This window comes from Vulcanisaeta sp. JCM 14467, assembly GCF_001316245.1.
In the GTDB taxonomy this organism is placed as follows: domain Archaea; phylum Thermoproteota; class Thermoprotei; order Thermoproteales; family Thermocladiaceae; genus Vulcanisaeta.
The window spans coordinates 189,620-209,975 of the sequence record NZ_BBDM01000002.1; the positions used below are offsets into that span (position 1 = coordinate 189,620).

The following is a 20,356-nucleotide window of genomic DNA, read 5'->3' on the forward strand; positions in this document are numbered from 1 at the left end:
AAATTTAAGTGTTTTGTCAAGGTATGTCTGGGCTTTCGTTTAAGGCCGTGGGCATAAGGTTCGATTACCTACACGCCGAGAGACTACAATTGATACCGCCGCAGACCCAGGTGGCATTCAATGTGAACTTGGTCATTGGGCCTAACGCGGTTGTTAGGGGTGATATTGTTGAAATACCCTTCTCCCTAGCCGCAATTTCGAACCCATCCATCGTCAACATATCAATTAGGGGCGCATTGATTATTCAGGGTGATCCAAGGCAGGTTGAGGATATTGCCAAGTCCGTGAATTCAGGTAAGTCCCCGCAGTTCGTCCAGATGATGATCGGACAGTACGTATTCTTCGAGGTGAATCTACTACTTAAGGAACTGGGTATTCCGCCTGCCATGCCCATAGCGCCACCGCCACAGCAGCAGAGACAGGGTGAGGGAACCACGATGTATGCCTAGCCCTGGGCCTTCTGCATTGAGTGGTACTTCCTAATTGCCTTAGCCGTATACTGTAGTGGATTCTTGACACCACAGCCTAGGTTTGTTGGGCATAGCCCTAGGCTATTCATTTCCTGGCACGAGGGTGGCATGTAGAACTTATGCCCACCCCTAAGGCCGGCGATGTGCTCTACTTGGTATCTCGTCTTTTTCTCATCGAAGTCCGCCACTGTCCTAAATAGGTTGACAACCTCCTCAACACAGTCCTCTATGGGCTTGCCCTCAAGGTCATGGCATTTCCTAAGCGTGTATGCTGCTACCGCAAACCTGGCCTGGTGGCTTGGGTTTCCTCCCGACTTGATCTCATTAATTATTGCGTCCATGCATGGAGGTGTTGAGCCGGTTATCTGAACCTTAACCCTGACCGTGGACCCAGCCCTGTACTCCATGAGTTCTTTCATACCGCCAAGTGCGTCAATTAGGCTCTCGTTTCGTCCAGGTTCTCAGATGCCTTACTTATCAATTCAAGAACCCTCTTCTCGACCGCCTCCTCCACTAGCCTAACGAGGTCCTTATACGTCATTAACACCCAACCTTCACCAGGTACCTATTAACCAACTTCCAGTATGGGTCATTCCTAGGCATGAATCTTAGGTAGTCCCAGACCTTAACGCCGACGTCGAATGCCAGTGCAAGGTTCTCATCATAGATATCAAGGTCCCTAAGTCTCACGGCATTAATACCGAACTCCTTAGCAATATATATAATACAGTCGGGATCCTCAAGCACTAACTTACTTGAGAACCTCTTACTCTCAACATCCGCAAACCTCCTCCAAAGCGACTTATCGAGATGAGCCGCAAGTACTACGGCTATGTAATGAGCTAGCAATTCATCCTCACCAAGGTCTGGATCATCAGTTATTGAATTTTTTTATCATGGCTTCACTAAGTATTTCGTAGGCCCGTTGAAGCAATTGCTTACCCTCCATTGAATTGGAAAGATCATTTATGTATATACCCCTCTCACTCGTTATTTCCCTGAATCTCGTAAGTCCCTCCTTACTAAACGGGTACTTCACTATGAAGCCTACAAAATCGCTAAAGCACCTAAGCACCAACTTGCCACCAGCCTAATAATCACATGTAGGTATATAAAGAAATCAAGCCAGCACCCAGTGTATTATAGGTGGAGGGTCACATGCTATGCAGCTTATCCATTATTAACGCCTTGCCCAGGTCATGAATGCTACTAATCTTTATGAATAAGCCACCACCGATCTTGGAAAGCCTCATTAGTAACTCATCATCACTATTCTCGCCAATGGCTATGGTAGATATTGTGGTGCCACCCCTCCTAAGTCTCACGGCCTCCTTAATGCACATGCTTGAGTTCACTGTCCTGCCGTCGGTCACGCAGATCACATGCTTGGAATTACTCCTTGACCTTGTCAGGACCTCCCTAGACCTCTCCAGGGCATTCGCTAGGTTTGTACCGCCGCCCGCATAGACATACTTGAGCATATAATTCATCTGCTGCCAATACCTCCTAACCTGGTGCAATCCCCAAAGTACGTCTGCCCTAAAGTTGAATAATACCATGGCGAGCCTATCATTGGTCTTGGATAGGAACTGTATGTACTGGGCCACGGCATCCTTGGCGATTTCTATCTTGGGCATGCCATTGCTCAACTCCCTCATGCTTCCCGACACGTCTAGGCATAGGACTATGTCTATGGTCTTAACATTGGCGTACTCCTTAACCACGATATCCTTACTGGTGAATACCTTATGCATCATGGACTTCCTGCTCAGGTTCATGGCGGTCTTCTGCAGATCAACATCGAAGTAGCTATCCCCGATCTTATACTCCCTAACGCTGACGACGTATGTTGGGTACTTGTCAATGTCCGTGAACCTAACAACCTTTACCTGCCCCATACCACTCATGGCATTCCTAACTACATTCCTCAACGCCTCAAACATCCTCTCCCCATCCCTATTTCTCCTGAGGTCCGTGGATAATAGGCCGTAGTTCCTTAGGTATGGCTCCATCTTCCTAAGAACCTTAACCTTCTCCACGATGTTTGCGTATGGATCAATGAACATATTTATTAATTGGGCAAGATTTAGGAAATTGACCGTACCAACGCCACCATATAGGATTTCGTATATTGTCGATATTATTGAGTCGAGTTTCGCATCCTTGCTATGCTCATCAACATTGGCGATTAATGACCTACTCATTGATAGTTCCTGGCCCTCCTCAGCACTATATTCAGCACCAAAACCACCACTAATATTGCCCGTACCCTTTTCATAATCACTCCTCTCTATATTCCCGTCACTACTAATCTCACCACCACTATTAACATTAAACCCAGCAACCTGCTGTGTCGATGTCTCCTCAGTCTTTTCCTGCATCCTTTCAACATCCTCAAAGGCCCTTTCAAATGCCTCCTCAAGAACCCTCTTCTTATCATCTGGGTTTGAAGTCTCCACTGATAGGTACAAGTTCTCGATACCAACCCTAATGACTGTCTCCTTAAACTTATCGTAATCAACACCACCCTCAATCAGTATCCTCATCATTATGTCATTAGCCGCGGCCTCAAAACTCCTAACCGAGCCTGGCCTTATTACCCTTGAATCCTCCTGCAAGTACTCATAAACCTTACTAAGCACCCTCGTAATTATTTGTGCCGGGTCAATGTTCGCGCTCAAGTCCTAACCCCGTTGTGGATATTGTGCGCCATATTAAATAACTTACCCATTTAATTACTTACGCCTGTTCATACTAACGCCTACTTCCTTGAATATCTCCTATACATCATCACGGCCTCATCAAACTTACGCATTAAGTAATCCCTCTTCTCAGTCTCATTGGCAAAGTTACCACGCACAACATTAACCATATTACTAATGATCTCCCTCTTTAAATCATTCAGCGAGACCTCCCTACCCTCAAGCCACGCCCTGGACATAGCGGTGGTTATCGCGTATATGGCCGACCTAATGCTTGGACCAACCTCAATATTGCTGTCCTGGGCCACCAAGGTCATGAAGGTTGCTGTCACGTCGGTTAGTGCGTCAGGGGCCTTTAGACCTAGGTGTTCCATGTATAGGCTACTCTTCCAGGCCAGGATTGACTTAAGCAGGTCCTTGTCCGGGTATGGTATCTCCACAACCTTCATCCTATCAGCCAACGCCTCACTAAGCTCATAAACACCTGAGTACTCCGCCGGATTCGACGTGGCTATCACGAGGAAGTCGCTCCTTATCCTAAAGCCCCTTATGAAAACATAGTGCTCCTGCAGGACTTGGAGCAGGGCTGCCTGGCTATATGGGTTCAGCCTATTTATCTCATCAAGGATTAGTATGCCGCCGTGAGCCATCACGAGTGGCCCGGGTATGTAGGCTAATGGGTGGTCCAGCCCTGCCTGTAGGGCTACGGCTATGTCTATGTCCCCCGTTAATTCCGTAGCAGTCATGTGGCTATGGCATGCAACCTCGATGTATGGCGGCTCAGAGACATGGAGTATCTCAGCCAGGGTCTCCGCCAATGTGGTTTTCCCAATTCCAACGGGTCCCATTATCAATACGTGCCTACCCACAGCTAGGCTGCTCAATACGTCCATCGCAACGTCATTCAATCCCTTAAGCTCCCTCTCCAAATCAGTGAGGATCTTCTTAACGCCCTTAGTCCTAATCGCATCGGCCACCAACTTATTGACCTGGATCTCCTCCCTCTTAACCAGGTCTGATAATCGTGCAGTAATGCCATCAATTCCTTGCCCGATGCCATTCAGTACAGACGCCTCTATTGAGCTTTAAATTTTTAGTGCTACACCGATTTAATTAATTTGCCTGTGCATGAGGAGAAAGGTATTAATATCCTTAATTAATAACGCCTTAGTCGTTTCGAAAAGGTGGTTTTAGTGAGGTATGGTTACTCAGACGAGGAAGACTTAAATGAGTATGAATTGAAGCGGGAAATAAAGGACCCAAAGCAACGATGGATTGTTAGGATAGTGAGGTCGATGAAGGATTACTATAAGAAGTGCCCATACTATGACACGAAGTCCGGGGACTGCTTCATATTATTTAATACCGAGGACCATAAGTGCCGAGAGAGGGTAAGTACGAGGGATGCCCAATACTTGAGGCGTTTCTGGCGAGTAGGTATGATGAGCTTAAGAGGAGAGGTAAGCCGATACCGTATGACTTCAGAGACCTGGCACTGTACTAAAGGGCTTATTGAGTAATCAAGCTTAAATAATTACGTAATTAATGTATACCGTGGAAATACAATCAATAAGACCCAACGAATTTCTGAGCGTTGATGGCCCAGCAAGTATTAGAGTAATTGATGGTAAACTCTACGTATTAGGCGCCGAGTATGGACCTGGAAGTTCATTCACTGTAATGAGGGGTAGGAGGATAATCATGAAGTCACTCGGTGATAGTAAGATTGACGCTGTTCTTGGCCCTGATGGAAAGATCGAGAGAATCGATGGAACTAACGAGGTAATCGATATATGGGACCATGAACTATCCAAGATACACCTAAGGAACTCGGTCATAGTAGTTCTGGGTGCCATGGATGTTGGGAAGACCACGGTGACCACGATGCTCGTTAATAAGGGCGTGAGGGAGGGGCTCAAGGTTGGCGTAATTGATGGTGATCCAGGGCAAAATGATATAGGACCACCAACTACTATATCCGCATCGGTGGCTACTGGCTTCATAACGCACTTAACGCAATTGAGGAATTTGAGGTCAATTTTCGTTAAGACGACGAGCATAGAGTATGCGTGGGATTACGTATTAAGCTCCATTTCAAAGCTGGTTAATGAGCTTAGGCATAATTATAATGCCGACATGGTGGTGATTAATACTGATGGTTGGGTATCAGAGCCGACTGCCGTGAGGTTTAAACTCGAGATGGTAAAGCGCGTGGGTGCGGATTATGCCATTGTCATTAGGCGTGGTGATGAGATAAATGACTTACTCAAGGAATTAATGAGTACTGCCAGGAATACCATTGTACTGCCCTCCCCACCCAATGCCAGGGTTAGGGATAGGGATGATAGGAAGATACGGAGGGAGATGGGTTATAGCAAGTACTTAATGCCGTCGAGGGAGTTAACCATAAACCTAAGGGAGAAGCCTATCGTGAACTTGCCGTTATTTAATGGATTAAAGTATGATAATTATATCATGAGGTTAATTCGAAAAAAGTCTTAATGTATCAATACATTACATTGAGCAGTGGGGAGGAGTTGCCGTGGCAATTGGTAACGTTAAGGATTTCCAAATTAGGAGTATTGGTGGCGTGAGTGTGGCCATATTGCCCATGAATTGGGAGATGGGATTGCTCGTGGCTTTGGAGGATAAGGATAATTACCTATTATCGTTAGGCGTGCTGCGTAAAATATATTATAACACTGGTAAGGCCGTTATTTCAATACCCAAGTCCTTCAATAATGAGGGGTTGATTGATCATATTAGGCTTGGCATGATTAAGGTTAATAATAATTATGAGGAGGTTGAGAAGACGCTCTACATTAGTAAGATTGAGTCGTTATTATTCTCACAAAACATCCTTAGAAAGTAATAATTGGACAAACTTTGATTATTGAGAAAGGTATTTTTAGGTAAGGATTTTATTAATTAATTGCCATGGTAAATAAGGTAATTAAGAGGGATGGTTCCGAGGAGGACTTCATAATCGAGAAGATCATTGTCAGCATACTTAAGACTGGTGCGCCAATTGATGTTGCAAGGAGGATTGCGAGGAAGATCGAGTGCCAATTCATGGATGTTGATAAGGTCACGGCTAAGGATTTAACCAAGGCCATATTAATTGAGCTTAGGAAGACGAATGAGGAGTGGTATAGGAATTGGATAGTCTTTGATAGGGCTGTAAAGCGTAGGCTTACTGAAAAAGAGCTTGAGTGAGGCGTTTTCAGCCCTAAACCAGTGCCTTCAAACCTTATTTCTTACCCTTGCCTTTTCTTTCCTCCCTTCTCCTTGTAATCTTCCTCTCCTCCTTTCTAGGTCTTAGGCTATTTTCATAGACCATGTTGATTAGGACTATGAATACCGTTGCAATGATCATGACCATAACGACCCAGGGAATAATACCAAGCATTAATCCTAGCGTACCAGATGTGAATACTTGTAAGAATTGATTAACACTTATTGAGCTTGACGGTACAAATGTATAGCCATGCTTAATCAGTATTACGAAGTATGCGGCTAATCCTATCATTAAGCCTGCGTAGGCTGCATTTGCATACTTAACGACGCTTTTAAGGTCCATCAGCTATATCGTGGATAAACGCTTTTAAAAGTGCTCTCTCCCTCATTAGTCGTAAAAATGCGTAGGGTAGTCTACCTTGGTAGGCACCTGATGCTTAGGTCGAAGTACTTGGATAAGCTGGGTAATGGTAGGTTCACGACGATTAGGCTCGGTATCATTAGGCCTAAGTATAGGGAGGTGTTTATTCATAGTGGTGGTATGGTTGTTGCCAAGGCCCGTATAGTCAACGTGCTTTATAAGAGGATTTCTGAGTTGACGGATGAGGACGCTGTTATAGATGGTTTTACCAGCCGTGAGGCATTAATTGATGAGTTGAAAAAGATCTATGGCGACATCTCAAGTAATGATTGGGTTACAATACTGACACTTGATGTTACGAAGGCGATCGGCCGTAGGATGATGGATCTGTCGGGCTTAGTCCAGTGGATATTGCCAGGCTTGCCCTTAGGTATAACGTGCCTCTGAGCGACGAAGAGAGGAGGGTGTTGCAGGAGTTGGTTAATGAGGGTAGTGTTCGTAAGGCCGCGATTAAGTTGTTTAATTCAATTAAGGGTAGGTTCGTTATTAGGAGGGTTGTTAGGAAGGCACTTAAGCACCTAATTCGTATGGGTGTAATAACGGGTTATTGAGATACACGTTCTATCCCTATCCTAATCTTCATATCTTCGATATCCCAATCCATGGAGAAGGCGCTCGCCGGTACGTTACCAAGTACCATGTCGACAGCCCTGACCTCATTCACTATGTACTCCATGAACTCCCTTATTGCCGATGCCAACTCATCACTGCTCGTGCTTACATACACCCTGATTCTCTCATCAACCTTTAAATTCGCCTTAGCCCTCATGGTCTGTATACGCCTAACGACCTCCCTAGCCAGAGCCTCGTAGTAGAGCTTCCTGTCCATGACCTTACTGAGGCATATCTCGTAACCCCTACCCTGAGTCCTGACATATTCATCCTCATTACACTGCCCAATCTCACTCACAAACTCCACACTCTTAACATTGGCTAAGTACTCAAGCAGGTGCTTGACCTGCCCGAGCGCTTCTAAATTGCCGCTATCAACCTTAATCACAGCCTTGGCCAACGGCCATCTCAACTTCACCTTTATCTTATTCCTCATCTCGGCAATGTCAGAGAACATGGCAAATAATAAGTCAAATGCATTCTCCAACTTCTCATCTATGTACCTCTCATCTACCTGTGGCATTAACGTAAGATGAACACTCTCCGCCTCATTCCTCTCGAACTTCCTAATGAACGCATTCCATAGGTAATCAGTTATGTGAGGTACCAAGGCCGAGCCCATTATTAGGGCTCCCTTAATCACGTGGTAAAGCACGGCATAGGCCGCGTACTTATCCTCCCTACTCTCCTCAGCCCAAACCCTACGCCTAATTAACCTAATATAACCATGACTTAAGTCATCAACAACCAGGCCAACCCATTCTCTAGCAGCCATGTGCAACTCCATGTTGTCCATGTAGTTCATGAACCTACGCAGCCTACTATAGAACCTACTGAGCAACCACCTATCCTCAATCAAGCCCTTGCCAACCAAGTCCTCAAGCCTATGCACATTTGGGTCAAACTTATCGAGGGTCATGTACGTATCTGCGAACTTAACCACATTCCAAAGTATCGACAGCACGCTCCTGCTCTCGGCTATTTCGTCAGGGTCGACGGACATTGTGTCCCAGGGAGCGGACTTCGTCAGTAGGTAGAGCCTTGTTGGGTCTGCGCCCCACTTGTTGAATAGGTCCTCGGCCCAGACGACGTTACCCTTAGACTTACTCATTTTCTGACCGTACTTATCAACCACATGCCCACTAATCAGTATGGACTTGTAGGGTGCCCTACCCATCCAGAGCACGGACGTAACTAGTAATGAGTAGAACCAGCCCCTGGTCTGGTCTATGGCCTCGGTGATCCAGTCGTACGGGTATAACTTTTCGAACAACTCCTTATTCCTGAGACCATCTATGCTCGCTATCCAGGCAACGCCGCTGTCCATCCAAACATCGACAACGAAGGGCTCCCTAACCCACTCCCTGCAGTCCTCAGTCTCGATCCTCACCATGTCAATCCACGGCCTATGAACAAGCATCTCATTCGGCACATTGGGTATGAACTTCGCGTACTTCCTCAACTCATCCAGTGACCCTATCACTAAGATCTTGCTCGGGTCGTCCTTACAACGCCAAACAGGTAATGGCGTACCCCAAACCCTACTCCTCGATATTGTCCAGTCCCTGCGTTTGCAACCCAGTTATCGAACCTATCCCTCAGGAAGTCTGGGTATATCTTAACCTTCTTGAGCTCCTCAACCATCTTCTCTCTAAAGGCGGAGACCCTAATGAACCACTGCCTATCAGACCTGTAAATCAGCGGTGTGCCGCACCTCCAGCAGTGCGGGTATGTGTGGACTATGGTCTCATAACGAAGGAGTAAGCCCCTCTCCCTAAGGTCCCTAATCACCTCCTGCGAAACATCAAGCCAATACTTACCCTGGAATGCGCCACCATTCTCATTGAAAATACCGTTAATCTCAACTGAATTCGTAATCGGCAAGCCATACTTCTTAGCCGCCTCAAAATCCTCAGGACCATGGGCAGGGGCTATGTGGACCAAGCCCGTACCCTCCTCGAGCGTCACGAAGTCGGCTAGAACCACGTAATGGGCCTTATCAATGTGCGTTGTATGTATTGGTACCTTATCCATGTAGATGTGCCTATACCTAACACCGGCTAATTCAGAGCCCTTAACGACCCTAACTATTTCGTAATCCTTAATACCAAACTTCTCCATTAACCTAGGCACGAGAGATGCGGCGAGCCATAGGTACTCCGTACTCCCATTAATGCTCACCTTGACAAGGGCATAGTCGAAGTTTGGGTTTACTGCGACGGCCTCATTATCGACTAGGGTCCAGGGCGTTGTCGTCCAAATGACTAGGTACGTGTTGGCCTCGCCCTCCACTGGGAACTTCACATATATCGATGGGTCCTCCCTATCCTCATAACCCTGATCAACCTCAGCATCGCTAAGCGCCGTCTCGCACCTCGGGCAGAAGGGTAGTACCTGTAATCCTCGAAGAGTAAGCCCTTTTCCCAAGCGTTCTTTAGGAAGGTCCATACATGCTCGATGTAGTATGGTTTCCTAGTTTCGTAGGCTCTGTCCAGGTCTAGCCATAAACCGAGTCTCCTTGTACCAACCTCCCTCCATCTCTCTAGGTAGTAATCAACCAATGAGTTACATTCTTGGCTGAACCTGTCATAACCAACCTTCTCAATATCCTTCTTCGTCTTGAGACCAAGCTTTTTCTCAACCTCGATTTCCACTGGTAATCCCTGCTCATCCCAACCACCCTGGGCCCAAACCCTATAGCCGAGTAGTCTATGATACTTGAGGACCACGTCCTTATACGTCCTACCCCTAATATGGCCTACGTGCGGGAAACCATTGGTTGTTGGTGGACCTTCAAGGAATGTAAACCACTTATTGGCATTTAGTGGGCTTCATGCCACTTACTTTCAATATTTGACTCACGCCAGTACTGCCTAACAAGTTCCTCAATCCTCTTTATATCGAATTGAATCTCCAGGGTGAAGCGTGGATCAATAATGGACACCCAACATAGGCTATATTGAGTATTTAAAAATTTCACGCAATGGCTCAACCGTAGGTCTTCATTAATTCATTAACGACATTTCCTGCCAATATCATAAATGCATTAATCGGTGTACCAACGCTCTCAGTCAATAAATGAACCAGGATCTCGGCGTAAAATGCGGCGGTCAAGGTTGAAAGCTTGCTCAGCGTAATTATTACTTGATCTTCCAGCTTTTTATCTTTCTCAATCCTTGAAACAGCCAATGAGGCTAGTTGTATTGGTAAGGCTATTATTGCGGCCACACCAACATTGGTACTAAATAACTTAAGCATATGAATACCCATTCTGACCCAATACTCATCTTTATCAACATTCGTTATGAAATCACGCCAATACTCCCTAATCGCTCCCACGCACTCGCTTCCCTTAAAGAAATCATTGTTTGTTGTTGACATTATCGTACAGTATGTCTCCGCTAATTCATCGTTAATACTTAATAAGTAGTCCCTATAGTCGTTAAGGAACTTTAAATCTAGCGAACTTATTTTAAAGGCGCTTGGTATTTGGTCAAGAACATGCTTTATGAAGATAGTATAATTACCCTTCCTAATTTCATCTATGTATAGTACTTGATCTTGGGTATGTAATTGTCCATTTGCCATACAGCATTGCTTGGCATTATTTGTGGTTTTAAATTCTATTACCATTAACTTCGTAATTGTCTCAATGCCGTATTTAATACGTTAACAAGACTATTGAGATATCTACATCAACTTCCTGGCGTGGGCCGATAGCATTCATGTCCAGTGTCAATGGCGTCAGGGCAATATTCCTCTCCCTATGAACTACATATGTGTCCGTACCCTTCTCAGGCTCAAGTAATGAACCAAACAGCCAGTAATACTTGCCACCACGTGGGTCAACCCTAACATCTATCTTCTCGGAGAACTTTAGCTTTGATGCCCTGACAAGTTTAACCTTGGCGTCTTTCCCTATCGTCCTTGGAAAGTTAATGCTAATGACATCAACGCCCCTGGCATGCCATTCCTAAGTACGTAGGTCGCCGACTCCCTAACTATAGTCCTGAGGATAGGCTCAAGCTCCTCATTACCCTCAAGCTCATCGCCACTCTCCACATCCACCGAGTAGGCAATGGCTGGTATGCCGAGTAATGCGGCTTGGAAGGCGGCGCCTAGGGTTCCCGATGATAGTATCACCTGCATCGAGGTGTTATCACCAATATTAATCCCAGAGAGAACTAGGTCCACGTTACCCGTTATCTCCAACGCCGCCAAGTAAATAGTATCAGATGGCGTTCCTGAGGTTGCGTATACCTTGAAGCCGCATAGGTCCATTACCGAGACCCTGAGGGGTTTATGCAGGGTTATGCCTAGTCCAGAGGCTGACTTGGGCGTTTCTGGGGCTACTACGTATACCTCGCCTAGGTCCTTCACGTACTCATAGAGTATCCTAAGCCCTGGGCTGTATATGCCGTCGTCATTAGTCACGAGTATCTTAACCACAGTGGCTTGTAAGGTATAGGTTTATAAAGGGTTTCGTGCTCAGTAGTCAGGGATTGCAGGAGGGCATAGGCGGTGGATGAGCCATGAGTAAGGAAGTTGTTGTTCCGGGAGATGTTGTTGGTGTTGCTGAGGAGTATTTGCCAGGGGAGAACGTGGAGGTTGGTGCTGATGGTAAGTTGAGGGCTCAGGTAATGGGCATTGTTGCGAGGAATGATAAGGAGCACGTGGTCAGTGTTAAGCATAAGGGGTAACAATTCGTTGTTGAAGTTGAACGATATTGTTTATGGTAAGGTGGTTGCAATACCCAATGATAGGACCGTCATTGTTAGAATAATTGGTGTTGATAATAATGGCAGTAAGGTGGTGTTAAAGGATGACGTGACTGGTATAATACCACCGTCACAATTACTGAATGGCAAGCCGGGTAGTGCAAGTGAGGTGCTTGGTATTGGGGACATTGTCAGGGCTAGGGTCATATCAAAGGACCCACCATACACGCTAACCCTGAGGGATGCACAGCTTGGCGTTGTTTATGCCAGGTGCCCCAGGTGTGGTCATGTGCTTAAGTGGAAGAGTAACGAGTTGCTTCAGTGCCCTAATTGCGGTGCTGTGGTTAGGCGTAAGGTTAGTCTTGTTGAGTATTGGGCTTAAAATCAGTCGTAATACCACTCCTCATTGCTCAGGGGTCGAGGTGGTCATCACCGCGCCTTAAATGCGTAAGGTAGGTATTAAAAACTTCCTTAATTACCCATAATCAGTGATGATGACTGGTATTTCTGAACCGTGAGGAGTGGCACCAGAGCTGATTGAGGTAAAGCTTAATATCGATAGTTCTATGTAGCTCCTGTGAAATTCTCAATAGAGGATAGGCTCAGGGGTAAGGTATTTGTCGGCGTTGGTGTTGTAAATAACGTGAAGAATAATGAGTACCCAAGTGAATTATTAGCAATAATTAACGAAGCAATTAAGGAGGTCAGGTCAAGGTATAGCCTTGATAAGCTTAAGGATGACCCAGTCATTAGGCACTACAGGGACTTCTACTGGCATGAACTTGGTATAGACCTACGAAGCAGAGGCCAGCCCAGGAGGCATTGCTTAGGAGGGTTCTCAGGGGTGAGGACTTGCCAAGGATTAACCCAATGGTTGATATTGGTAATGTGGCAAGCATAAAGTACCTAGTCCCCATTGGGCTCTACGACATAGATAGCTTTGGCGGCAAGGACCTGGTAATTCGTTATGCAAGGAATGGCGAGGTCTTCAACCCAATAGGCTCCCCCAAAAGGTCGCTTAGTGATAATCAGATAATCCTATCGACGATTGATGGTTTGATACTGCATGTTTATCCATATAGGGATTCCGAAACAACGAAGATAAGGAATGAGACGAGGAATGTACTAATAGTCATTGCCGGCGTCCCTGGCATCGAGAATGAGAGGTTGCTGGAGTCGGCTCAGTTCATAATTGACTTAGCCATTAAGTACCTGGGCGGGAGTGCCAGCATGAAGCCGGTCGTAGTTAAAGATGAGAAGGATATACAATTGCGATAATTCTTATTAATGAAACATGCGCTTGGTATTATATGCGTGTTCGTAAGGTTAAGGTAATGAGGTATAGTGAGAGAGCGTCCTATGATAGGGATGAACTTATGAGGGTGTTAAATAGAAATTTCATATGCCACGTGGGTTTCATAGATGATGGCGAATCATACGTAATACCAATGCTTTATGTAAATGATGACCAGTACATCTACATGCACGGCTCGCCAAATAGTAGGTTAATTAAGATAGTTGGTAGTGGATCACCCATTGTTATTGCCGTTACGGAGGTTCACGGCATAGTCCTTGCAAGTAACCTATGCAATAATTCGATAAATTACGAGTCGGTCATTATATATGGCAGGGGATCATTTATTAATGACCCAAGTGAGAAGCTTCGTATTTTTCAATTAATAATTAATAGATTAGTGCCTGGAAGATTAAGCGATACTGAGTTACCATCTATTGATGAGTTGAATTCCGTGACCGTTGTTAAGGTTAGTATTGAGGACTTTGCAATTAAGAGGAGGGAGGGTGGACCAACCATCAGTAGTGATAAGCATTGGGAGGGGATAATACCAATAATGACCGTTTATGGAATGCCAATTAACACAAATAATAAACCAACACCGAAATATTTAATCGACCTAGTTAAGTCGCATCAACCTACTTGAGCCTTACGCGCTCCAGGAATTCATCAATTAATTGACTCACTGTTGGTCCCTCAAGGACCTTAAGCCTCCACTTAGCCCTAACGATTGGCTTATCAATCTTAACAACATCCTCAATGCGGGCTGGCGTACCCATTATAACGACGTCGGCAGGTATTCTCCTAATCGTCTCCTCCAAGTCCCTTATCTGCTCCGGCGTGTAGCCCAGGCTTGGTAGTACTGGGCCCATGTGGGTGTACTTAGCGTAGGTCTCCTTAATTATGCCCACGGCGTATGGCTTTGGATCCACTATCTCGGCATTGTACTTCTTCGCCGCTATGTAACCAGCCGCGTACGGTAAGCCGCCATGCGTTACTGTTGGTGCGTCCTCAATAACCACGACCCTTTTACCAGCCACCGTATTAGGATCATCCAGGTAAACCTCCAGGTCTGCCTGCGTTATTGACGCCTTCGGGTTGATTGCCTTGATATTATTAATTATCGTCTTTACATTTTCAGGCGTTGAGTCAGAGACCTTAGTAATTATCACAGCATCTGCTAACCTAGTATTTACTTCACCAGGGAAACTACTGACCTCATGCCCCGGTCTCCTGGCATCAGTAACCGTTATTAAATAATCAGTGTAGTAAAATGGGAAGTCATTGTTTCCACCATCCCATAGCAATATATCGGCCATGGACTCTGCCTCATTGAGTATCATCTCATAATCAACACCCGCCAGCACAGGCACGCCAATGTCTATGTAATGCTCATACTCCTCCCTCTCCTCAAACGTTATCTTCATCAGATCCTGCCTATTCCTGAAGACTTGAACCATCATTTCATCAGGACTCATGTAAATCATCGGGTGTCTAATGGCCGCGACCTTGAAGCCTCTCCTAACCAGTTCAAGCGTTACCTCATGCGATACCGTTGACTTGCCTGCACCGGTTCTTGTTGCTACGACACCGATCATCGGTTTTGATGACTTAATCATTGTGTCCCTTGGACCGAGTATACTAAAACTCGCGCCATTCGCAAGGACTATGCTTATTATCCTACCAACGTCGTTATACAGCAGATCGCTGTATGCTAAGATAACTTCATCAGCGCCTAAATTCCTTATTAACTTACCTAGATCCTCGAGTCCTTAAGCCCAATGAGCGGTATTCCACCTGGTTGGTAAAGCTCGCCGGCGCCCTTTATATATCGCTTACCGCCAATACCTGGTATTTGAACCTGGGCGACTGCCACGACCTTGTACTCTGGGTTGTGGCGGAAGTACATGTTGAATACGTGCAGGTCTCTACCGCCCGCGCCCAGTATTATTACCCTCCGCAATGAACGGTCACCATATCTAGGCTATATCTGGCACTATTTATTATTTACCACTACCTAATGTCAAACCTCTGAATGCAGGAACAACCTCTCAACCCATTAACCACCTCCCTCGATAGTGAGATCTCGGTGCCATCATTAAATACGAAGATCACCATAGACTGATCGCCATGCACGGTATTCAATTCATTCCAGGGATAGAATATGTCCATGGGCTTTACGTAAATCCCCCTCTCATAAATTACATAATCACCAATACTAAGTAATTGGGAACCCCACATACCTGCCACTCTATTATTTATTACGTGATTAAGGTAGATAATGAGAATTAATAAGGCGAGGATTATTACCGGCGCTAAGACGGGATTAACAAACCTAATACTCACCACGGCAGCAACAGCTAATGGAAGGAACACAGAGACCTTAATCAGTAATCCCCTCATCCTCATGCCAAACCTCATTATAGACAATGAATAAACCAGCAATTATTAAGTTATAGCCCGATAATCACGCCTCGAGTCTCCTCACTAAATACGCCTTTTGCGGATTGGTGAGCTGAAGCATTGTCAATAGTGCTGGGTTGAGATCCTTCGAGCCCTTGATTATCAGGTTCCTAACGTAATCCAGGATCCTAGGGTCGAGCCTAACGTACTCATCAACCTATCAAGCAGGAATGGGTAGCCCGTGTCGGTTGTCTGGGATTCCAGGTAAGCCACTAACTCATCAATGCTCACCTTATCGCTTGGGTTAAAGACCTCAAGCTTAACCGCGGGTGCTCCATTACGTGGCTTATAAAAGACCACCTGAACCCTACTGAGCATGCTAAGTCCCGGGTGGGCCGAGCCGCTGAACACTTTCTCGATATTTGCCAAACCCTCACTGAGTCTCCTACTCATTAACTCCTTAATGTCACTACAACTCGCATTCTTACCACCGCACCTCTTCCTTAATTCACAATCGCCATAGTTCACCCTAACCCACTGGGGCATTACCTCACCGTAATTACCGAGCACCATGTACTCACCGTTATTGAGGACTAGGCTTGCGATTAGCTTATCATTCATTGGAAGGCACTCATTGGTTAGTACAGAGAGAAGCCTTGACCTAACCCTCTTAACAACACCAATTATTGGCGTTCCCGTCTTCACAGCAAGGTTTAGTAGGTCTCCGATCACCTTCGTTACATGGGCTAACACGCCGCCTTCAACGGGTAGGTTATATGGCAGTGGGTGTATTGGTATTTCACCATCAAGTATTACCAAGTCAACCTCCTTCCTACCCCTGGCCTTCTCACGGAGTAGCTTAATCGCCAACTCCCTCTCCCTAACCTGAGCCCTCCTCGTGATCACCCTCTCAAACTCGCCAACATCCTCAAAAACAACCTCACCAGTCATGTACCTATCGTAGGAACCATTAAGATAACCAACATAGCCGTAGGATAACACGGTCATCACACCGCCAATTAATTCAAGGGGTGGCGTTGGGTAACTTGAGTCAATGGCGTATGCATTAAAAGCCCTCGCCGATGAGTTAATGCCTTTGATCAAACCCTTACCTTCAATGATCCTCCTTAACTCACGGACCAGATTAAGTACCTGTGAATCAACGCCCTCATCAAGTAATCTCCTCACGTCAGACTGAATAGAAAGCAATAATGGCGGCTCAATCCAGAACTCAATGTCCTCAGGACCATAGTCACTAGGCAACATTCAAGTTATTACTTGGCAAGTAAGTATATAAACCAATCATTGCCCAAGCAATAAATTCCCGGTCCAAACCAAGCCCAATCCTATTAATACGAAGTAATCATCTACATTCAACCTTAGTCTTTAGTCTCATGAACCAGACATGAAGCACTAGATACGCTTCAGCCATTAGCTACCCAATCGCCTAGCTTGACCGATATTCATAGTGTTCGTAGTGAAATAATATTGTCATTGTTAAATAATATTTAATGGATTACTAATTTTTGTTACTAATTTTTCATAATTAACGATCAGCTTCTGGAGGGAAGTAGCCGAATGATCCGTATATAGCTGGAACATCTGCTAGCCTATAACCCTTTAGTGCCTCCATGAATCCCCTGAGTAATAGCCATGATGGTGTTACCATCCTTAGCCTATATGGCACGTTGCTGTGTCCGTCGGATATTAACGTGAATAGTAATAGCCCTCTTGAGGCTTCAGTTAGTGTTGTTGCCTCACCGGCACCTGGCGTTAGTCCTACGTGGGTCTTTGTTAGGAATGTCCTGATGTCCTTGGCGGCCTGTGGTCTGTCCTTTGGTGGTATCCTTGATAGTAATTTCTCACTGATTATTGGTGTGTCGGGTATGTTCTTGACCGCCTGCCTAATTATCTTGATGCTTTGTCTAATCTCCTCAACCCTGACTAGGAACCTCGAGTATGAATCACCCTCATCAGCCACTGGTATGTCCCAGTCAAACTCGTTATAGACCTCGTAGGGTTCGACCTTCCTAACATCATACTCAACACCCGAGGCTCTAAGGAATGGTCCGACAAGGCCGTACTTAATGGCTTCCTCCTTCGTTAGTACTCCAACCTCCTTAAGCCTGTGAATGGTCACTGGGTTCTTGACGAATATTGACTCCATATCCTTCATCTTCCTCTCCAGGTAATTAGTTAGCTCATAGACAAAGTTTAGAACCTCTGGCTTCACATCCCACCTAACGCCACCAGGAACCGTGTAACTCAGCGTCGTCCTGGCGCCAGTTATTCTAATGAACGCCTCGTTAATCACGTCCCTAAGTCCAAAGGCCCACATGTACCCAGTGCTGTGGCCTATGAATACCGCGAGTATGCCGGTATCGTATAGGTGCGTCGCAATCCTACTTAACTCAGCCAGTATGACCCTTATATACTGGGCCCTCTTGGGCACGTCAAGGTCAGCTAGCTTCTCCACTGCACGTGAATAACCGAGGTCAAAGTTCGCAGAGTCCTGTATCGTGGGCCTCTCAATCAGTGGTAAAACATGTATGTATAGCCTCGTCTCAGCAAGTTTTTCTACACCCCTATGCACGTAGCCTGGGTCTGGTATTGCATCGACTACGTAATCACCCTTAAGCCTGAGTATAATCCTCATGTGTCCACTACCAGGGTGTTGAGGTCCAATGAAGACCAGGTACTCATCACTCCTGTAGGCTTCCTCAACATACTCCTTGGGTATTGGGACGAAATTCCTAATGAACTCCTCAGGGACTTCCATCCTCATTGATAACTCGGCATACCTCTCGTTACTGCCCATACCCATCACCCGGTGCTACCACCTGTCTCCTGCTTGCCCTCGGCTGGTTTCTCCTGAGGTTGTCCTGACTGTGGCTGCGGCGCTTGCTGCGCAGGCTTTGGTTGAGCTGGCGCTTGTGCTGGTTTTTGTGGTGCTGCCGCTGGTTTTGGCTGTGGTGGTGCCACGGGTAGTCCTGGGAATTCTCTATCGACTATGTAGAACTCCCTGACCACCGGTACGTCCTTCCTAAGTGGGAACTTGACCGGCGTGTCTGGGTCGAGTAGGAAGTTCCTGCCCATCCATGGATTACCCTCAAACCAAACACCGAAGAAATCGTACATTTCACGCTCCATGTAGTCCGCACTTGGCCAAATATCAATTAGGCTTGGTACCTTGGGTTATCCCTAGGCACCTCTGTCGTTAATGATACGAGGACTGGCATTAGTTCCTTCTTGCTATAGCTCGAGACCCAGTATTCGACGTAGAACTTATTCTCGTGAGGCACATCTATTACGTTGACGGACTTCACATGATCAAATCCGAGCTTCGATAATGATAGCGCGGCATCCCTTAACTTACCCGGCTCTGTGTTAATGCATATTCTATTAATGTCGGTTACAACGATTCTCTTAGCTGATTCCTTAAGCGTGGGCATTAATTGATTGCTTATTAATTCATAACCGAAGGGCCACTCAACCTTCTTCTCCTGGCAAACCGGTACGTGTGGGTTAGGGGTTATTCTGTGGGGTGGGTTTGGAGCAGGTTGCTTAGTTGGCGATGGTGTGAAGATCTTTGTTAGGTCTATGGTCTTTGGCTTTACATTAGCCTGGCCTCCCCAGTCTCTATCTTCCTCTGGACTATCCTAATCATTTGTATTACGGCCTCAGGCGTTGGTGGACAACCAATGGCATAGGCGTCGATTGGTATTATCTTGCTTACTGGAACTACGTGGTAGCTATTCCAGAATATGCCACCCTCAGCTGCGCAGGATCCCATGGCAATTACATATTTTGGATCACTCATTTGCTCCCAAATATACCTAAGGACCCTAGCCATCTTGAAGGTTATCGTACCCTCGACAAGGATTAGGTTCGTCTGCCTGGGCGCATGCCAGGGAAGTGACCCTAGTCTCTCCGCGTCGTAAGTCGGGTTCCAAGTATGCGCCATCTCGACTCCACAACATGCGGTTACCAGGTGTATTGGCCATAGGGAGTACTTGGTGCCCCACTTCTTGTATGGCTCTAGGTACTTATCAATTGCCATTCGGCGTCACCTACCGCTTGACTTTCTTATAAATTCTTTGGGATATGCTATTTTTAATGTGTATTTATAACCAACATAGATACTTGGCAATGCTATTACTAGTACCGCCAGTATTATGTAGATTATTGGTAATGCCATAACCGCAGCCGATGATAGAATCAATAGTATCACAATGATCGGTTCCATCCCCAGGAACATGAGTAGGAAACCCACGTACTGTACTGGGAATACGTACCTGGCCTCACCAACCGGTGGATTACCTGCCTCGTACCTCTGGAGCTTTGATGGGTTTGGGTTCCTTGCGGCTAATCTCCTCGCTACATACATGATGGCCACATCAGCTATTAGGGCTATTACCACGAGTACTATCAGTATTGCTAATGCATCAATGAACGCCGACATTATGACCGAAAGTATCAATAATGAAGCATTTTTAAGT

28 protein-coding genes and 3 pseudogenes are annotated in these 20,356 nt (G+C 45.9%); 12 read left to right on the plus strand and 19 right to left on the minus strand.

Translation table 11 applies throughout. The features are described 5' to 3' along the window. Positions 1-47: 47 nt before the first annotated feature. Positions 48-449, plus strand: a complete 402-nt coding sequence (locus tag JCM14467_RS03105) for a hypothetical protein (protein ID WP_252900544.1) — start codon at positions 48-50, stop codon at positions 447-449. On the opposite strand, the gene JCM14467_RS03110 is transcribed toward JCM14467_RS03105, so the two are convergent. From JCM14467_RS03110 to JCM14467_RS03130, 5 genes are all read right to left on the minus strand, one after another. Then, complete coding sequence (locus JCM14467_RS03110) at positions 446-889, minus strand: hypothetical protein (RefSeq protein ID WP_252900545.1); 444 nt, start codon at positions 887-889, stop codon at positions 446-448. The genes JCM14467_RS03105 and JCM14467_RS03110 overlap by 4 nt on opposite strands. 121 nt (positions 890-1,010) lie before the next feature. Continuing rightward, positions 1,011-1,319, minus strand: a complete 309-nt coding sequence (locus JCM14467_RS03115) for a hypothetical protein (RefSeq protein WP_054849116.1) — start codon at positions 1,317-1,319, stop codon at positions 1,011-1,013. Positions 1,320-1,344: 25 nt separating this feature from the next. Beyond that, a complete protein-coding gene (locus tag JCM14467_RS03120; protein ID WP_252900546.1) occupies positions 1,345-1,545 on the minus strand; it encodes a hypothetical protein in 201 nt (66 codons plus the stop codon). A 79-nt stretch (positions 1,546-1,624) separates the two neighbouring features. Then, positions 1,625-3,151, minus strand: a complete 1,527-nt coding sequence (locus JCM14467_RS03125; protein ID WP_252900547.1) for a vWA domain-containing protein — start codon at positions 3,149-3,151, stop codon at positions 1,625-1,627. An 80-nt stretch (positions 3,152-3,231) separates the two neighbouring features. Next, positions 3,232-4,149: an AAA family ATPase gene (locus tag JCM14467_RS03130; protein WP_252900548.1), complete on the minus strand. Its 918-nt coding sequence runs from the start codon at positions 4,147-4,149 to the stop codon at positions 3,232-3,234. Between the two features lie 401 nt (positions 4,150-4,550). Here JCM14467_RS03130 and JCM14467_RS19315 point away from each other — a divergent pair, with 401 nt between their 5' ends. The 4 genes from JCM14467_RS19315 (at position 4,551) to JCM14467_RS03150 (ending at position 6,388) form a co-directional block, all read left to right on the plus strand. Then, entirely contained in the window at positions 4,551-4,676 is a 126-nt protein-coding gene (locus tag JCM14467_RS19315) for a hypothetical protein (protein ID WP_256359193.1), read from the plus strand. A 50-nt stretch (positions 4,677-4,726) separates the two neighbouring features. Further along, positions 4,727-5,674, plus strand: coding sequence for a Clp1/GlmU family protein (locus JCM14467_RS03140; protein WP_054849119.1), 948 nt, complete (start codon positions 4,727-4,729; stop codon positions 5,672-5,674). A 40-nt stretch (positions 5,675-5,714) separates the two neighbouring features. Further along, on the plus strand, positions 5,715-6,044 hold the full coding sequence (locus tag JCM14467_RS03145; protein WP_054849120.1) for a hypothetical protein: 330 nt from the start codon (positions 5,715-5,717) through the stop codon (positions 6,042-6,044). Positions 6,045-6,109: 65 nt separating this feature from the next. Then, positions 6,110-6,388: an ATP cone domain-containing protein gene (locus JCM14467_RS03150; protein ID WP_054849121.1), complete on the plus strand. Its 279-nt coding sequence runs from the start codon at positions 6,110-6,112 to the stop codon at positions 6,386-6,388. A 34-nt stretch (positions 6,389-6,422) separates the two neighbouring features. Here JCM14467_RS03150 and JCM14467_RS03155 read toward each other — a convergent pair whose 3' ends face one another. Further along, on the minus strand, positions 6,423-6,752 hold the full coding sequence (locus JCM14467_RS03155) for a hypothetical protein (RefSeq protein WP_054849122.1): 330 nt from the start codon (positions 6,750-6,752) through the stop codon (positions 6,423-6,425). Between the two features lie 57 nt (positions 6,753-6,809). On the opposite strand from JCM14467_RS03155, the gene JCM14467_RS03160 reads away from it, so the two are divergent. Together JCM14467_RS03160 and JCM14467_RS15320 are read left to right on the plus strand one after the other, a co-directional pair. Then, positions 6,810-7,217 (plus strand): ASCH domain-containing protein, encoded by a 408-nt coding sequence (locus JCM14467_RS03160; RefSeq protein WP_252900549.1) that lies wholly within the window; start codon positions 6,810-6,812, stop codon positions 7,215-7,217. Beyond that, positions 7,208-7,381 carry a hypothetical protein gene (locus JCM14467_RS15320; protein ID WP_252900550.1) on the plus strand — a complete coding sequence of 58 codons (174 nt, stop codon included), beginning with the start codon at positions 7,208-7,210 and terminating at the stop codon, positions 7,379-7,381. Before JCM14467_RS03160 ends, JCM14467_RS15320 begins: the two co-directional genes overlap by 10 nt. On the opposite strand, the gene JCM14467_RS20340 is transcribed toward JCM14467_RS15320, so the two are convergent. The 5 genes and pseudogenes from JCM14467_RS20340 to surE all read right to left on the minus strand — a co-directional run bounded on the left by JCM14467_RS20340 (position 7,375) and on the right by surE (position 11,891). After that, positions 7,375-8,445 carry a class I tRNA ligase family protein gene (locus JCM14467_RS20340; RefSeq protein ID WP_444823178.1) on the minus strand — a complete coding sequence of 357 codons (1,071 nt, stop codon included), beginning with the start codon at positions 8,443-8,445 and terminating at the stop codon, positions 7,375-7,377. The two genes, JCM14467_RS15320 and JCM14467_RS20340, sit on opposite strands and share 7 nt — an antisense overlap. A 63-nt stretch (positions 8,446-8,508) precedes the next feature. Further along, a pseudogene (ileS, locus tag JCM14467_RS20345) lies at positions 8,509-10,198 on the minus strand (isoleucine--tRNA ligase); the annotation flags it as partial. A gap of 65 nt (positions 10,199-10,263) precedes the next feature. Continuing rightward, the gene (locus tag JCM14467_RS19785) at positions 10,264-10,386 is read right to left on the minus strand and encodes a hypothetical protein (RefSeq protein ID WP_342765450.1); all 123 of its coding nucleotides are present in this window, start codon (positions 10,384-10,386) and stop codon (positions 10,264-10,266) included. A gap of 44 nt (positions 10,387-10,430) precedes the next feature. Beyond that, positions 10,431-11,030, minus strand: coding sequence for a hypothetical protein (locus tag JCM14467_RS03170; RefSeq protein WP_054849123.1), 600 nt, complete (start codon positions 11,028-11,030; stop codon positions 10,431-10,433). A 73-nt stretch (positions 11,031-11,103) separates the two neighbouring features. Further along, a pseudogene (gene surE, locus JCM14467_RS03175) lies at positions 11,104-11,891 on the minus strand (5'/3'-nucleotidase SurE). A gap of 83 nt (positions 11,892-11,974) precedes the next feature. On the opposite strand from surE, the gene JCM14467_RS15325 reads away from it, so the two are divergent. The 5 genes from JCM14467_RS15325 to JCM14467_RS03190 all read left to right on the plus strand — a co-directional run bounded on the left by JCM14467_RS15325 (position 11,975) and on the right by JCM14467_RS03190 (position 14,100). Then, positions 11,975-12,142 (plus strand): hypothetical protein, encoded by a 168-nt coding sequence (locus JCM14467_RS15325; RefSeq protein WP_252900551.1) that lies wholly within the window; start codon positions 11,975-11,977, stop codon positions 12,140-12,142. Between the two features lie 10 nt (positions 12,143-12,152). Then, complete coding sequence (locus JCM14467_RS03180; RefSeq protein WP_252900552.1) at positions 12,153-12,542, plus strand: exosome complex RNA-binding protein Csl4; 390 nt, start codon at positions 12,153-12,155, stop codon at positions 12,540-12,542. A 195-nt stretch (positions 12,543-12,737) separates the two neighbouring features. After that, positions 12,738-13,061 (plus strand): hypothetical protein, encoded by a 324-nt coding sequence (locus JCM14467_RS20350; protein WP_444823176.1) that lies wholly within the window; start codon positions 12,738-12,740, stop codon positions 13,059-13,061. After that, a complete protein-coding gene (locus JCM14467_RS03185) occupies positions 12,983-13,438 on the plus strand; it encodes a B3/B4 domain-containing protein (RefSeq protein WP_444823177.1) in 456 nt (151 codons plus the stop codon). Before JCM14467_RS20350 ends, JCM14467_RS03185 begins: the two co-directional genes overlap by 79 nt. Before the next feature lie 32 nt (positions 13,439-13,470). Next, complete coding sequence (locus tag JCM14467_RS03190; RefSeq protein ID WP_054849124.1) at positions 13,471-14,100, plus strand: pyridoxamine 5'-phosphate oxidase family protein; 630 nt, start codon at positions 13,471-13,473, stop codon at positions 14,098-14,100. Here the strand turns inward: JCM14467_RS03190 and JCM14467_RS03195 are convergent. The 8 genes and pseudogenes from JCM14467_RS03195 to ndhC form a co-directional block, all read right to left on the minus strand. Further along, positions 14,093-15,417, minus strand: a pseudogene (locus JCM14467_RS03195) (cyclic 2,3-diphosphoglycerate synthase). The gene JCM14467_RS03190 and the pseudogene JCM14467_RS03195 sit on opposite strands and share 8 nt — an antisense overlap. Before the next feature lie 50 nt (positions 15,418-15,467). After that, on the minus strand, positions 15,468-15,875 hold the full coding sequence (locus tag JCM14467_RS03200; RefSeq protein WP_054849125.1) for a hypothetical protein: 408 nt from the start codon (positions 15,873-15,875) through the stop codon (positions 15,468-15,470). A 144-nt stretch (positions 15,876-16,019) separates the two neighbouring features. Next, positions 16,020-17,123 carry a DNA double-strand break repair nuclease NurA gene (locus tag JCM14467_RS03205; protein ID WP_252900553.1) on the minus strand — a complete coding sequence of 368 codons (1,104 nt, stop codon included), beginning with the start codon at positions 17,121-17,123 and terminating at the stop codon, positions 16,020-16,022. A 280-nt stretch (positions 17,124-17,403) separates the two neighbouring features. After that, positions 17,404-18,681, minus strand: a complete 1,278-nt coding sequence (locus JCM14467_RS03210; protein WP_054849126.1) for an NADH-quinone oxidoreductase subunit D — start codon at positions 18,679-18,681, stop codon at positions 17,404-17,406. Further along, positions 18,681-19,007 carry an NADH-quinone oxidoreductase subunit C gene (locus JCM14467_RS15330; protein ID WP_252900555.1) on the minus strand — a complete coding sequence of 109 codons (327 nt, stop codon included), beginning with the start codon at positions 19,005-19,007 and terminating at the stop codon, positions 18,681-18,683. The genes JCM14467_RS03210 and JCM14467_RS15330 overlap by 1 nt, the downstream gene beginning before the upstream one ends. A 26-nt stretch (positions 19,008-19,033) precedes the next feature. Further along, complete coding sequence (locus JCM14467_RS15335) at positions 19,034-19,309, minus strand: hypothetical protein (RefSeq protein WP_252900556.1); 276 nt, start codon at positions 19,307-19,309, stop codon at positions 19,034-19,036. A gap of 161 nt (positions 19,310-19,470) precedes the next feature. After that, on the minus strand, positions 19,471-19,917 hold the full coding sequence (locus JCM14467_RS15340; protein WP_252900557.1) for an NADH-quinone oxidoreductase subunit B: 447 nt from the start codon (positions 19,915-19,917) through the stop codon (positions 19,471-19,473). 6 nt (positions 19,918-19,923) lie between these two features. Beyond that, positions 19,924-20,319: an NADH-quinone oxidoreductase subunit A gene (gene ndhC, locus JCM14467_RS03220; protein ID WP_252900558.1), complete on the minus strand. Its 396-nt coding sequence runs from the start codon at positions 20,317-20,319 to the stop codon at positions 19,924-19,926. Between the last annotated feature and the right edge of the window lie 37 nt (positions 20,320-20,356).

Excerpts from the sequence above, each read along its gene's own strand:
- JCM14467_RS03110 (WP_252900545.1), bottom strand. The coding sequence starts at position 889 with ATGAAAGAACTCATGGAGTACAGGGCTGGGTCCACGGTCAGGGTTAAG.
- JCM14467_RS03150 (WP_054849121.1), top strand. The coding sequence starts at position 6,110 with ATGGTAAATAAGGTAATTAAGAGGGATGGTTCCGAGGAGGACTTCATA.
- JCM14467_RS03155 (WP_054849122.1), bottom strand. The coding sequence starts at position 6,752 with ATGGACCTTAAAAGCGTCGTTAAGTATGCAAATGCAGCCTACGCAGGC.
- JCM14467_RS03160 (WP_252900549.1), top strand. The coding sequence starts at position 6,810 with ATGCGTAGGGTAGTCTACCTTGGTAGGCACCTGATGCTTAGGTCGAAG.
- JCM14467_RS20340 (WP_444823178.1), bottom strand. The coding sequence starts at position 8,445 with ATGTCCGTCGACCCTGACGAAATAGCCGAGAGCAGGAGCGTGCTGTCG.
- JCM14467_RS03170 (WP_054849123.1), bottom strand. The coding sequence starts at position 11,030 with ATGGCAAATGGACAATTACATACCCAAGATCAAGTACTATACATAGAT.
- JCM14467_RS15325 (WP_252900551.1), top strand. The coding sequence starts at position 11,975 with ATGAGTAAGGAAGTTGTTGTTCCGGGAGATGTTGTTGGTGTTGCTGAG.
- JCM14467_RS03190 (WP_054849124.1), top strand. The coding sequence starts at position 13,471 with ATGCGTGTTCGTAAGGTTAAGGTAATGAGGTATAGTGAGAGAGCGTCC.
- JCM14467_RS03200 (WP_054849125.1), bottom strand. The coding sequence starts at position 15,875 with ATGAGGTTTGGCATGAGGATGAGGGGATTACTGATTAAGGTCTCTGTG.
- JCM14467_RS03205 (WP_252900553.1), bottom strand. The coding sequence starts at position 17,123 with ATGTTGCCTAGTGACTATGGTCCTGAGGACATTGAGTTCTGGATTGAG.
- JCM14467_RS03210 (WP_054849126.1), bottom strand. The coding sequence starts at position 18,681 with ATGGGTATGGGCAGTAACGAGAGGTATGCCGAGTTATCAATGAGGATG.
- JCM14467_RS15330 (WP_252900555.1), bottom strand. The coding sequence starts at position 19,007 with ATGGAGCGTGAAATGTACGATTTCTTCGGTGTTTGGTTTGAGGGTAAT.
- JCM14467_RS15335 (WP_252900556.1), bottom strand. The coding sequence starts at position 19,309 with ATGCCCACGCTTAAGGAATCAGCTAAGAGAATCGTTGTAACCGACATT.
- JCM14467_RS15340 (WP_252900557.1), bottom strand. The coding sequence starts at position 19,917 with ATGGCAATTGATAAGTACCTAGAGCCATACAAGAAGTGGGGCACCAAG.
- ndhC (WP_252900558.1), bottom strand. The coding sequence starts at position 20,319 with ATGTCGGCGTTCATTGATGCATTAGCAATACTGATAGTACTCGTGGTA.